Source organism: Elusimicrobiaceae bacterium (assembly GCA_028700325.1).
Taxonomy (GTDB): Bacteria; Elusimicrobiota; Elusimicrobia; order Elusimicrobiales; family Elusimicrobiaceae; genus JAQVSV01.
Map to the genome: position 1 here is coordinate 1 of JAQVSV010000064.1, position 11607 is coordinate 11607.

At 59.0% G+C, this 11607-nt stretch carries 11 protein-coding genes and 2 tRNA genes; 8 read left to right on the forward strand and 5 right to left on the reverse strand.

Going from position 1 to position 11607, the window contains the following annotated elements:
• Window positions 1-121: 121 nt before the first annotated feature.
• Together PHW69_08020 and PHW69_08025 are read right to left on the reverse strand one after the other, a co-directional pair.
• A complete protein-coding gene (locus PHW69_08020; GenBank protein MDD4005132.1) occupies window positions 122-799 on the reverse strand; it encodes a hypothetical protein in 678 nt (225 codons plus the stop codon).
• 45 nt (window positions 800-844) lie between these two features.
• Window positions 845-934: transfer RNA gene (locus PHW69_08025), tRNA-Ser, on the reverse strand.
• 120 nt (window positions 935-1054) lie between these two features.
• Between PHW69_08025 and PHW69_08030 the strand changes: the two genes are divergently transcribed.
• The 8 genes from PHW69_08030 (at window position 1055) to PHW69_08065 (ending at window position 9107) form a co-directional block, all read left to right on the forward strand.
• Window positions 1055-1627: a hypothetical protein gene (locus PHW69_08030; protein MDD4005133.1), complete on the forward strand. Its 573-nt coding sequence runs from the start codon at window positions 1055-1057 to the stop codon at window positions 1625-1627.
• A 72-nt stretch (window positions 1628-1699) separates the two neighbouring features.
• Complete coding sequence (nifU, locus tag PHW69_08035; GenBank protein MDD4005134.1) at window positions 1700-2548, forward strand: Fe-S cluster assembly protein NifU; 849 nt, start codon at window positions 1700-1702, stop codon at window positions 2546-2548.
• A 5-nt stretch (window positions 2549-2553) separates the two neighbouring features.
• Window positions 2554-3750 carry a cysteine desulfurase NifS gene (gene nifS / locus PHW69_08040; GenBank protein MDD4005135.1) on the forward strand — a complete coding sequence of 399 codons (1197 nt, stop codon included), beginning with the start codon at window positions 2554-2556 and terminating at the stop codon, window positions 3748-3750.
• A 36-nt stretch (window positions 3751-3786) separates the two neighbouring features.
• A tRNA-Ile gene (locus PHW69_08045) sits at window positions 3787-3860 on the forward strand.
• Window positions 3861-4059: 199 nt separating this feature from the next.
• The gene (locus PHW69_08050) at window positions 4060-4797 is read left to right on the forward strand and encodes a glycosyltransferase family 2 protein (protein ID MDD4005136.1); all 738 of its coding nucleotides are present in this window, start codon (window positions 4060-4062) and stop codon (window positions 4795-4797) included.
• A complete protein-coding gene (locus PHW69_08055; GenBank protein MDD4005137.1) occupies window positions 4794-6752 on the forward strand; it encodes a phospholipid carrier-dependent glycosyltransferase in 1959 nt (652 codons plus the stop codon). The genes PHW69_08050 and PHW69_08055 overlap by 4 nt, the downstream gene beginning before the upstream one ends.
• Window positions 6749-7792 carry an MraY family glycosyltransferase gene (locus PHW69_08060; protein ID MDD4005138.1) on the forward strand — a complete coding sequence of 348 codons (1044 nt, stop codon included), beginning with the start codon at window positions 6749-6751 and terminating at the stop codon, window positions 7790-7792. The genes PHW69_08055 and PHW69_08060 overlap by 4 nt, the downstream gene beginning before the upstream one ends.
• A complete protein-coding gene (locus tag PHW69_08065; protein MDD4005139.1) occupies window positions 7779-9107 on the forward strand; it encodes an FAD-dependent oxidoreductase in 1329 nt (442 codons plus the stop codon). The genes PHW69_08060 and PHW69_08065 overlap by 14 nt, the downstream gene beginning before the upstream one ends.
• 106 nt (window positions 9108-9213) lie before the next feature.
• Here the strand turns inward: PHW69_08065 and PHW69_08070 are convergent, their stop codons facing one another.
• The 3 genes from PHW69_08070 to PHW69_08080 form a co-directional block, all read right to left on the reverse strand.
• Complete coding sequence (locus tag PHW69_08070; protein ID MDD4005140.1) at window positions 9214-10425, reverse strand: aminopeptidase; 1212 nt, start codon at window positions 10423-10425, stop codon at window positions 9214-9216.
• A gap of 92 nt (window positions 10426-10517) precedes the next feature.
• Complete coding sequence (locus PHW69_08075; protein MDD4005141.1) at window positions 10518-10844, reverse strand: DMT family protein; 327 nt, start codon at window positions 10842-10844, stop codon at window positions 10518-10520.
• Between the two features lie 9 nt (window positions 10845-10853).
• On the reverse strand, window positions 10854-11321 hold the full coding sequence (locus PHW69_08080) for a hypothetical protein (protein MDD4005142.1): 468 nt from the start codon (window positions 11319-11321) through the stop codon (window positions 10854-10856).
• Between the last annotated feature and the right edge of the window lie 286 nt (window positions 11322-11607).

An 11607-nucleotide genomic window follows, 5' to 3' on the forward strand; every position in this document is an offset into this window, starting at 1 on the left:
CGCCACCCGCGCCTTGAATCCAGCTTCAAATGTCTTTCGCATACAGCCTCCCTAAGGTTTTATTCTACCGACTTTTTTCACCTTAAGCAGGCCTTAAATTCGGTCCAGTTTTCCCCAACCATTATAGCGCTTCGTCATTATCCATTTCGTAGTTGCCTAGAAGAATGTTTACATAAACCGTCGGTGTTTCACGATTTATTTTCCACACCTCTTTAAAAATATCCGCATATTCCCGATACCCCCAACCCAAAGGTTTATCCACACTTTTAAGAATTAGGTTCACAACATTCTCATCAAACTTATCTGCTTTCAATAATTCATCAAGCTTGCTTTGCAATCGGTAATCGCCAAATTCAAAAACTAAAGTGGTAATCCCAGCCTGTGTCAGCGGTTGAATAAGGTTTTTTACAACATCAACCTGTTGTTTTATCTTGTGGTATTCACCCAGCAGCACAATGGGATATTGCTTGAATTTGCCACAAACAAATTCTATCGGTGGTTGCCCGTTGTTTGCCAAAAACTCCGCATAGTTGACGGGAGCATTGTTTTTGCTCTCCGCAATACTACTAACAAGCATAAGAACAATGAAAAGCATCGATAGGTTTTTCATCAAGCCTCCGTTGTGTCTGTTGCGCCAGTGTTTGTAAATATTAGCAAAATCTGGCGGAGAGGGTGGGATTCCCCAAAAATCCGCGAACGCTGTGTCGCGGTTTTTGGGCTGGCCTCGCGGCCTCGCAGTGCTCGGCATCGCTCCGGCTTTCAAATCCCAACGCGAGACAATCAATTGTCTCGCTCCCACAATAAAAGAAACAGCCCCGCATAAAGCGGGGCTGTTTCTTTAATCTGGCGGAGAGGGTGGGATTTGAACCCACGAGAACCTTGCGGCTCTACAGGTTTTCGAGACCTGCTGTTTCAACCGCTCACACACCTCTCCATGAGCTATCAGATTATAGCAAATTGCGCCCGTGCCCGGCCGGTTCAAAATCGCGCGCAGCCATGTTACAATGTAATTGGCGCGGGGCAGGCACGCCTGTTTGCCGAAAGAGGAGCTCCCATGCTGCAATTTGTATTTTTAGGCGCGCTGTGCGCGCAGGCTGGCGCCGCCCAGGCGGCGCGCCCGGTTCGGCCCGCCGCGCTCTCATCCGCGCCGGTCTGCGCGGAACCGGCTGAATTTGCCGAAGCCGCGGACCGGATTGCCGTTATCGCGGCCAGCCTCGCGTCCGCCGCGGACCGTCTGAAGCTGCCATCCGGCGCCGCGCTTGCCGGCAAACCGGAAGAAACGCTCCGCGAAGCGGATTCCGCGGATTCCGAGCTGGCCGGGCTTGAGCACGACAGTTTTTTCGTTGCCGAATCCGTCGCCTCGCTTGCCTGTCCAGCCTGTGCCGTTTCGCGGGATCCGGCGGATATCACCGCGCGGCTGGAAGCGGCCGCCATAGCAGCCGCGGCGGACGCGCGGCTGCTGGCTGGACTGCTGCGCGAAAACCGCTATCCGCCCGGCATGGCCGCGCGCGCAAACGCTGTCGCCGACAATTTGATTTACGCTTCAAAGGCCGCCGCCGGTCTTTCAAAACGATGCGTCCGGCAAGCAAAACCATCTTTGCCGCCAGCCGAGCCGCGCGCGGAATAATCCGCCCGCGCTGTGATTTTTGCGGTTAAAAGCTATAATTGATATAAGTGGGTTGCTGCTATGGAGGCAGGTATGTGGGATTACACGGACAAGGTGATAGACCATTTCAAAAATCCGCGCAATGTCGGCAGCATTGACAAGCCCGACGGGGTCGGCCAGGTCGGCAATATCATCTGCGGCGACGCGCTCAAGCTGTTCATAAAAGTGGACAGCGCGACCAGCCGCATTACGGACGCCAAATTCCAGACGTTCGGCTGCGGCAGCGCGATCGCCTCCTCTTCCGCGCTGACTGAAATGATCAAGGGCAAGACTCTTGCGGAAGCCGCCGCCGTCACCAATCAGCAGATCGCCGATTTTCTCGGCGGACTGCCGAAAGAAAAAATGCACTGCTCCGTAATGGGTATGGAGGCGCTTGAAGCCGCCATCAAAAGTTATAAGGAAGGCGGCGCGCCGGTAGTGAACGAACTGGAGGAGGAGGGCCGCGTGGTCTGCAAGTGTTTCGGCGTCACCGAAGAAAAGATTCTGCGCGCGGCAAAGGACAATCATCTGCGCACCGTAGAGGAAATAACCAATTTCACCAAGGCCGGCGGCGCGTGCGGGGCCTGCCGGGCCGACATTCAGGCCGTTCTGGACAGGCATTACAACGCCGCCAGCGCCGTGCAGGAAAAAGCTCCGTTCGCGCGCCTGACGATGGTGCAGAAAATACACCGGGTGGAGGAAGCGCTCGCGCGCGACGTTATCCCGGGCCTGAACGCCGACGGCGGGTCGGTGGAGCTGGTGGATATTGAAGGTTCCGTCATCCGCGTGCGGCTGCTCGGCATGTGCAGCGGGTGCGCCAACGCCGGGTTCACGATTGAGAATTTCGTGGAGAAAAAGCTGCGCGAGCAGCTGGATCCGGCAATTTCGGTGGAGTCGGTGTAACGCCCATGAAAACAGTTTATCTCGATAACAACGCAACCACGAAAACGGCGCCCGAAGTGGTGGAAGCGATGTTGCCCTACTTTACCGAAAAATACGGCAACGCTTCCAGCATGCACACGTTCGGCGGCGCGGTCGGGCATGACGTGGAGGCGGCGCGCAAAAGCGTGGCCGCGCTGCTGGGCGCGGCCCATGCCGATGAAATAATTTTCACCAGCTGCGGCAGCGAAAGCGACAACACCGCCCTGTTTTCGGCGGTGCGCTCCTATCCCGGCAAGCGGCATATCGTCACCACGCGCGTGGAGCACCCGGCGGTGCTCAACACCTGCAAATATCTCCAGTCGCAGGGCTACGGCGTGACTTATCTGCCGGTTGACGGCAACGGCATGATCAGCCTTCAGGACCTTGAAGCGGCGGTAACCGCGCATACCGCGCTGGTTTCTGTCATGATGGCCAATAACGAAACGGGCGTGGTGTTTCCGGTGGAGGAGGCGGCGAGGATCGCCAAATCACGCGGCGCGCTTTTTCATACCGACGCCGTCCAGACCGCCGGAAAACTGCCCATTGACCTGAAAAATTCGCGGATAGACATGCTTTCCATTTCCGGGCACAAATTGCACGCGCCCAAAGGAATCGGCGCGCTTTATGTGCGGCGCGGCACCCGGTTCGTGCCGTTTCTGATCGGCGGGCATCAGGAACACAGCCGCCGCGCCGGCACCGAGAACGTGCCCTATATAATCGGGCTGGGAAAAGCGTGCGAGCTGGCCCGGGCGCATATGTCTGAAACCGGCCGGATAGCCGCTTTGCGCGACCGGCTGGAACACGGCATAACCGCCGCAGTGCCCAATGTGCGGGTTAACGGCGGCGGTTCACCGCGCCTGCCGACAACACTCAACATCAGTTTCGAATTTATCGAGGGCGAGGCTATTCTGCTGCATCTGAGCGATCTGGGAATAGCGGCGTCGTCCGGCTCGGCCTGCACGTCCGGCTCGCTGGAGCCGTCGCATGTGCTGCGCGCGATGGGGGTGCCGTTTACGTTTGCGCACGGCTCGATCCGGTTTTCGCTGAGCGTTTATAATACCGGCTCCGACATTGATTTCGTGCTGGCGGAGCTGCCGCCTGTCATCATGAAGCTGCGCGCCATGTCGCCGTTCTGGCACGAGGCGCAGGGCAAGGCCTGCAGAGCGGGCGCGGAAAGCCTTTAACGCCGCGTGAAAAAACGCTATAATGAAAAAGGTTAAGCGCCTGTAGCTCAGTTGGTTAGAGCACTCCGCTCATAACGGATTGGTCGCAGGTTCAAGTCCTGCCAGGCGCACGTTTTAACAAGGCCGCTTACTGCAAGGTAAGCGGCTTTTGTTTTGTGCCCGGCAAAAACTTCTCCGGCACAACTCCGGCGATCCGGGCGCGCCGCACGGGAATCCGCTTGTCAAAACATCCGTGCCGGGCGGGGCGTTCATTTTGCTAAAATGAAGCTAATGTAAATATTGAACCGCTTTTTAAATGGAGAAGGCGCAATGAAACGGATCGCCGTATTGCCGGCCTATAACGCGGCCAGCACACTGGAAAAAACCGTCCGGGATATCCCGGCGGGCAGCGTTGACGAAATAATCCTGGTGGATGACTGTTCCTCGGACAATACCGCCGCGCTCGCCGAAAAACTCGGCCTGACGGTTTACCGGCACGCGAACAACACCGGTTACGGAGGCAACCAGAAAACCTGCTACCGCCGCGCGCTTGAAGCAGGCGCCGACATGGTGATTATGATCCACCCGGATTACCAGTACAATCCCCGCATCGCGCCGCTGCTGTTCGGCCTGATAGAAAACAATATCTGCGACGTGGTGCTCGGCAGCCGCATCCGCACGCGGCGCGAAGCGCTGGCGAGCGGAATGCCGGCCTACAAATATGTGGCCAACCGGTTTCTGACGGCGCTGGAAAATTTCTGCACCGGCCAGAATCTCGCCGAATGGCACAGCGGAATGCGCGCCTATTCGCGCAAGGTGCTGGAAACGCTTAACTGGGAAGCCAATTCCGACGATTTCGTGTTTGACACCCAGTTTCTGGTGCAGGCCGCGCACGCGGGGTTCAGAATGGGCGACGTGCCGGTCGAATGCCGTTATTTCGAGGAGGCCTCCTCGATCAACTTCCGCCGCAGCATGGTTTACGGCCTGAGTTCGCTTTATCTGCTGGCGCGGTATTTTCTGCACAGGCTGAAATTGCGGCGGTACGCGCCGCTAGAGCATAAGAAATGAAAAAATACGCCGCCGCTTTCGCGGCGCTGTGGACCGCCGCCGCGCTTTACGCCTGGCTGAGAAATTTCGGCTCGGCGTATCTGTTCGGCCTGTGGAGCAGCGCGCTGCTGGCGGTGTTTTTCTGCGCGGCGTACGGGTTCGGGCGCCGGGTATTGCAAACCCGCGCGGACGAATTGGGCGCGCCGGGCTGCCGGTTCGCCGCATATGTGTCGCTGGGCATGGCAGCGATCACTTACGCGATAATTCTGCTGGGCGCGGCGCGTGTCCTGTATCCGTTCGCCGCGGTTCTGGCGCTGGGCGGATTCCTGTGGTTCGGACGCAAGCATCTGACCCGTGAGTTTGAGTGGCGGAGCCTGCGGCAGAACCCGGTTCTGGCGATCCCGGTCTGCGCGGCTTTGGGCGCGGCTTTTTTTATAGCGTGGATGCCGCCGCACCAGTACGACTCGCTTGTGTATCACCTGGCGCTGCCGGAGCTGTACGCCGTCAAGCACGCGCTGGTCTGCGCGCCGGACAATTTTTATTCGTTCTTCCCGCAAAACGGAGAAATGCTTTTCACGCTGGGTCTGCTCCTGAAAAGCGATATTCTGGGCCAGCTGATCGTATGGCTGGCCTGCGCGGTTTCGTGCGTATGGGTTTACTGCTATGCGGAGGAAACATCCGGGTCCGGCCTGCTGGCGGCGTTTCTGACCGTTACGCACACGTCGGTTTTTCTGCTGGCCTCCACCACCTATGTGGAAACGCTGGTCATGCTGTGGACGACAGCCGGGGTAATCTCTTTCCTTAAATGGACCGCGGCTGACCGCGGCGCCGGAACCGTATGGCTGCTGCTGTGCGCGGTGTTTTGCGGCACCGGGTTCGGCACCAAGTATTACGCCGGCATGACGGTGGGCATATTGTTTCTGCTGGGCCTGTACCACGCTTACACGCTGGGCACCTTCAGCGCGCGCAAAACCCGACTGCTGGAACTTGCGGGGTTTGCCGCCGTATGCGCCGCGCTGTACCTGCCGTGGGCGGTAAAGAACATGGCCGCGACGGGCAATCCGGTATTTCCGTTTTTTTACAAGATATTCAATCAGGGCGGGTCCGGCCCGAACATCGAGGCCGCGAAGGGCTATTTTTTCACGATCCGGGAATATACCCACGGCGCGGGCCTGCTGACCGAACTGGTGCGGTTTCCCGTTACCGCGCTTGCCAATCCGCTGGCTTTTGGCGGCGGGATGGATATGCTGGGCGGGCTGGGCTGGGAGCTGTTTTTCGTTTCCGTTCCGCTGATGGTTTTCGCCGCGATCCGTAACCGCGCGCTGCGGCTGGCGGGGCTTTATCTGGTTCTGCACTGGTTAGTGTGGTTCGCCACGGGCCGCGCGCTGCGGTTTTTCACCGTGGCGGTGCCGCTCGCCTCGGCGCTTGCGGCGTGCGGGTTCGCGCTCGCCGCAAGGGAGTTCGGCAAAACCGCGCGCGCCCTGCTTATAACGGGGCTGATAATTTTCACCGCGCAGCGGCTGGCGCTGGCGGTGCAGGTGGAAAACCTGTTTGAAACGCCGCGAGTGCTCAGCGGGATAGAATCGCGCGAGCGGTTCCTGTCGCGCAGGCTGGACTATTATCCCTGCGCCCGTGCCGCGGCGGACGGGTTTAACCCGTCGGCTAAAATTCTCTACGCCGGAGAACACCGCACCTATTATACCGGCGCGCAGGCTGTGCCGACCAGTATTTTCCGCCGCAACGATTTTGTCGGATGGGCGGACTGCGGGTCGCCCGCCGCAATCGCCGAACAGGTTAAAGCGGCGGGCATAACCGCCATCATCAGCGTGCCGCGCGAAGAACGCCGCCTCTCGCCTTACCTGACGCTTCAGTTCACCCCGCAGGGCCGCAGGGCCTGGAACGAGTATCTGTCCGGGCTGCCCGCGGCGTATGCCGGACCGGCCTGCACGCTCTATCTGACCGGAGCGCCCGGATGAGTTCCGCCACCCTTTATTTCCTTACGATGGCGTTCGCGTTCGCGCTGGCGGCCCTGTTCACCCCGCTGGTGCGGCGCATTGCGCTGAGGAAACATTTCATAGACGCGCCGGTAACCGCCGTGAAAACCCATAAAGTCCCCACCCCTTCGACCGGCGGGCTGGCGATCGCGGGCGCGTTTTTCGTTACGCTTTCGCTGGTGCGGTTTTTCACTCATTTCCCGACCGGCACGCTCACCCGCATCCGCGGCATCATGATCGGCGCGGCGATTATGGTGATTCTCGGCTTCGTGGACGACATCAAAAAACCCGCCGGGCTGGGCGTGCGCACGAAATTCGTTTTCCAGTTTCTGGCGGCGGGCATGCTGGTGCTGTACGGCATACAGATGCGGTTTGTTTCACCGGACTATATCGCCGTCCTGCTCAGCCTGGTCTGGGTGGCGGGCGTGGCGAACGCGTTTAACATAATTGACATAATGGACGGGTTTTCTTCCAGCCAGGCGGCGGTCGCGGCGATGGGGTTTCTGCTGATCTCGCTGCCGTCGGAAGAGCTGTACGTCAATTTCGCGGCGGCGGCGCTGCTGGGTTCGGCGCTGGGGTTCATACCGTACAACCTGTCAAAAAAGCGCAAGATTTTCATGGGCGACTCGGGAAGTCTGTTCCTTGGGTTTGTGCTGGCCGCGCTGGCCATGGGCACCCGCTACGATCAGGCCAGTCCGCTCGGCGTTTACGCGCCGCTTTTCATTCTGGCGCTGCCGATTTACGACACGTTTTTCGTGGCCGTGATGCGGATGTCGCGGCGCACGTCGCCGTTTATGGGAAGCAGGGATCATTATGCCCTGCGTCTTGAAAAACTCGGGTTCACCCGCAATCAGATCGTGGGGCTGAGCGCGGCGGCCGCGGGGGTGCTGTCGTTCTGCGCGCTGCTGGTGACGAAACTGCCGTTTTGGTGGGCGTTGTGGGTGTACATTTTCATCGGGGGCGAATTTTTGCTGCTGAGCGTGAACATAGCGAAAATCAATATGCAAGATGACAGACACTGATATCCTGATCATAGGCGGCGGCATTACCGGCCTGTCGGCGGCGTACCACCTGCAGCGGCTGAACTTCAGCGATTACCTGCTGGCGGAAAAAAACGCCGCGTGCGGCGGGCTGTGCGGCTCGGTTCGGAAAAACGGGTTCACCTACGATTATTCCGGGCATCTGCTGCATCTGCATTCCGGGTACGGAAAGAAACTGGTAAAAAAGCTCCTGCGCGGCAATCTGGGCAGGCTCAGCCGTGACACCGCGATTTTTTCGCACGGAGTTTATACCCGCTATCCGTTTCAGGCCAACACCTACGGCCTGCCTCCGGCGGTGGTGAAAGAATGCGTGGACGGGTTTTTGAAAGCGCACCGGGCCGACAGAACCGTCTCGCCGGACGCGCCGTTCAAAGACTGGGCGCTCGCGGTTTTCGGGCCCGGCATCTGCCGGCATTTCATGCATCCCTATAACCGCAAGCTGTGGCAGACTCCGCTTGACGAGCTTACCGCCGACTGGTGCGCGCCGTTCGTGCCGCGTCCGAACCCGCAGGACGTTATCGCCGGCTCGAAAGCGGACAATCTTAAACAATTCGGCTACAACGCGGATTTTTATTATCCGCTGCGCGGCGGCTGCCAGACGCTGTGCGACGCGCTGGCGAAACCGGTAAAAAACATCCGCACCGGCTGCGAACTTACGGCAATAGATTTCATCGCCGGCACGGCTTTTTTCAAAGGGCTGGGCGCAGTGCGCTTCAAGCGCGTGATAAACACCATGCCGCTTAAAAAATTCGTGAAGCTGATAAAACACGCGCCAGTAAAAGTGGAAAACGCGGCGGAAAAGCTCAAAATTACATCGGTCTGCAACCTTAACGCGGGCGTGGCCCGGCGCGTGAGCGAAAAGCACTGGGTTTATTTCCCGGAGAAGGAGTTTCCGTTCTACCGGGCGGGTCTGGCGAGCAATTTCTCGCCGCATGTCGCGCCGGAAGGAACCAGCTCTTTTTATATAGAGGTGTCGCATCCGCAGACGGGGCGCGGGTCCCGGCCGGACCTTGAAAAAATACAGCGGGCCATCCCGCCGGCTTTACGCAGGGCGGGACTGCTTGGTCCGGGCGAAAAACTCCTCAATCCCCTGTGGATGAAGCTGGACGATGCCTACGTGGTGTACAACCGTGAGCGCAAACCCGCGCTGGAGACGATAATGCCGTATCTTGAAAAACACGGCTGCCTCAGTATCGGCCGGTACGGCGCGTGGAAGTATTCGTTCATGGAAGAAGCCCTGCTCGAAGGCCGCGCCGCCGCAGTGGAATTAGCGGGCCGGTTAAAACCCGTCCGGTAACCCCGTCCCGAAAACCACCGGTTCCGCCCGTCCGCGCGCAGTCGCGGCGGGGCAGGCCGTGCCTGCGCCGGCCGCTGTGATTTTGCCTGCATGCGGGCCGGGCCCGTCAGTATTTGAATTCCCCGTTTTCGTAGACGGTGACGGTTTTGCCTGAAGTCAGGGCGGCCGTCACCCGTTTCTTTTCGGAATTTATGATATCCCAGTGCAGCGAGGAATTGTTGAAACCGAGCTTTTCCTTAAGCTGTCTGGTTAGACCGGCGCGGTCGCCGGCATAGGCGTCGGAATAAGCGGACCCCACGGCGATATGCGAATTGCCGTATTTCCCGCCATAATTTTCGTCGAACAGGATATCCGCCATGAACTTGCCGATTTTTGAAAAACGTCTGTCGGTCAGCGAGAATTCGCCCACCTGGCAGGCGCCCCTGTCCATCGCGAGCATTTTGCGCACGAAAGCTTCGCCCTGCTCGGCGTTGATTTTCACGGCGCGCCCGTTCTTGAACTCCAGCCGGATGCCTTTCACATAATTGCCGTTGTAAAAGGTGGGCATGTCGGCGAAATAAACGCCTTTGGTGCCGCGCCAGTCCGGCGAGGTGAACAGTTCGAACGACGGAATGTTGTGCCCGCTCAGCCCCAGAAACCGGCGCGCCGCGCCGAGCGTGACCGTCAGATCCGCCGATTTCGATTCCAGCCTCAGCGTTTCTGCCGGCAGCGCGTTAAGCCATTTTTTGATTTCCGTGGCGTGCCTGAAAATTTCTTTCCATTTCCCGACCGGATCGGGTTCGTTCAGAAAACAGGCTTTTTCGATCTGCGCGGTGTACTGCGGGAGCGTGAGGCCCGCCTGCCTGGCCAGTTCCGCCGTGGGGTAGGAACACAGCGTCCAGCCGAACTCGCCGGTTTCCTCGCGCCGGTCCATGATTTCGCGCCACGATTTCCTGGCGATCGCCGCGGTTCCGAATTTCCTGGGGTCAACATCCTGCAGATGGGTCAGCGACTCCGGCCCGCGCACCACTATATAGCCGTTGAGCGAACCCGCGAGCGGCTTCATTCCGGCGTCCACGAACGCGAGCTGTTTTTCGTCGGCCAGCGTGAAGAAATCCTTTTCGATGCCGGGCCCGGAGTTCGGGCGCAGCACGACCTGCATTCTGCGTTCAACCAGTTTGCGGTGCAGCGCCCGCGCCAGCGGCAGGGCGGCGGGGTCATATTTGAGCAGCACCACGTCATAAGGCTTCATTTTTCCGCCGGTGCCTGCGCGGGCGGTGGCCAGGCCCCACAGCAGCACTTCGGCGTATTTTTCCAGTTTCGAAAGAGCAAGTCCCATATTCCAACCTCCGCGGACGTATATCCGGCGCCGGGCCGGATTGCTTCATTTTTGCATAATGGCGCCGGCATGTAAACCGGTTTCCGGGCCGGCTATCGCATGAACATGAAACAGCCGGCAAGCGCAAGGCACACAAAGGCCGCCATGCAGTTCCAGGTAAGTTTTTCATGCAGAAAGACAATGGAAAAAACCGCGAAAACCGACAGCGAGATGATCTCCTGCATGGTTTTCAGCTGAGCGGCGGTGAACTGCCCGTGCCCGATCCGGTTGGCAGGCACCGCGAACCAATACTCGACAAACGCGATCAGCCAGCTGATCAGCACGACTTTCGCCAGCGGCGCGGATTTGTGGCGCAGGTGGCCATACCAGGCGATCGTCATGAACACGTTAGAAACAATGAGCAGCGCGGCTGTCTTCATGAATATGGTTCAGTCTATCGGAGTGAATCCGCCGGAACCGGCTCCGGCGCGGGCCCTGCTGGCGGCCTCGAGACGGTCATGCATGGCCGCGGCCACGCCTTCCGGCAGAACCAGCGCGGGCCCTTTCGCGAGCCTGACGGTTCCGGCGGGCGCGCCGCCAGAGCCATTTGAAAAATCGAATTCGGAGTATGGCATGAGAGCGCTTGCCGCTCCGGGCCAGACCGGCGACATATACAGGCCGTCCTGCGCGGCTATCACGGTCATGCAGCCGGGGTATCGCTCATCCTGTCTGCCGGCGGAATATTTCAGCGTGACGGACGCGAAAGCGAACATGTCGCCCGCCGGATCCATGGTTTTTTTAGCCGGATAGCGGGCCGCGAATGCTTCCCACGCGGCGGTTTTTTCCCTGCAAACCCGCCAGCCGGCAAACCCGGCCAGCAAAATAACAGCCAGAACAATAAATTTTAACGGCTTCATCAAACGTCTCCCGCCGGCGGCCGCAGGGGTTGTTGCGCGGCATCTGTTTGAACCGGCTCCGGCCCGCCTGCCGCAATTGCGGCAGGCTGCGCTGCCGTTTCCCGGCCGGCCGGGCAGGATAACGGAGCCCGCCAGGCGCCTGGATTTAATTGTATAATATCACAGCTGTCCGGTTAAAATTGGAAGCATAGCTGGCTGTCCTTTTGCCTGTAGCGGTGCAGTCTTTGCGTGTTGAGGTGCAATAAATCCACCAGCAAAAGCTTGTCAAACAACGCTTCCCGCACCA

Excerpts from the sequence above, each read along its gene's own strand:
- nifU (MDD4005134.1), top strand. The coding sequence starts at position 1,700 with ATGTGGGATTACACGGACAAGGTGATAGACCATTTCAAAAATCCGCGC.
- PHW69_08030 (MDD4005133.1), top strand. The coding sequence starts at position 1,055 with ATGCTGCAATTTGTATTTTTAGGCGCGCTGTGCGCGCAGGCTGGCGCC.
- PHW69_08050 (MDD4005136.1), top strand. The coding sequence starts at position 4,060 with ATGAAACGGATCGCCGTATTGCCGGCCTATAACGCGGCCAGCACACTG.
- PHW69_08065 (MDD4005139.1), top strand. The coding sequence starts at position 7,779 with ATGACAGACACTGATATCCTGATCATAGGCGGCGGCATTACCGGCCTG.
- PHW69_08055 (MDD4005137.1), top strand. The coding sequence starts at position 4,794 with ATGAAAAAATACGCCGCCGCTTTCGCGGCGCTGTGGACCGCCGCCGCG.
- PHW69_08075 (MDD4005141.1), bottom strand. The coding sequence starts at position 10,844 with ATGAAGACAGCCGCGCTGCTCATTGTTTCTAACGTGTTCATGACGATC.
- PHW69_08060 (MDD4005138.1), top strand. The coding sequence starts at position 6,749 with ATGAGTTCCGCCACCCTTTATTTCCTTACGATGGCGTTCGCGTTCGCG.
- PHW69_08080 (MDD4005142.1), bottom strand. The coding sequence starts at position 11,321 with ATGAAGCCGTTAAAATTTATTGTTCTGGCTGTTATTTTGCTGGCCGGG.
- PHW69_08070 (MDD4005140.1), bottom strand. The coding sequence starts at position 10,425 with ATGGGACTTGCTCTTTCGAAACTGGAAAAATACGCCGAAGTGCTGCTG.
- nifS (MDD4005135.1), top strand. The coding sequence starts at position 2,554 with ATGAAAACAGTTTATCTCGATAACAACGCAACCACGAAAACGGCGCCC.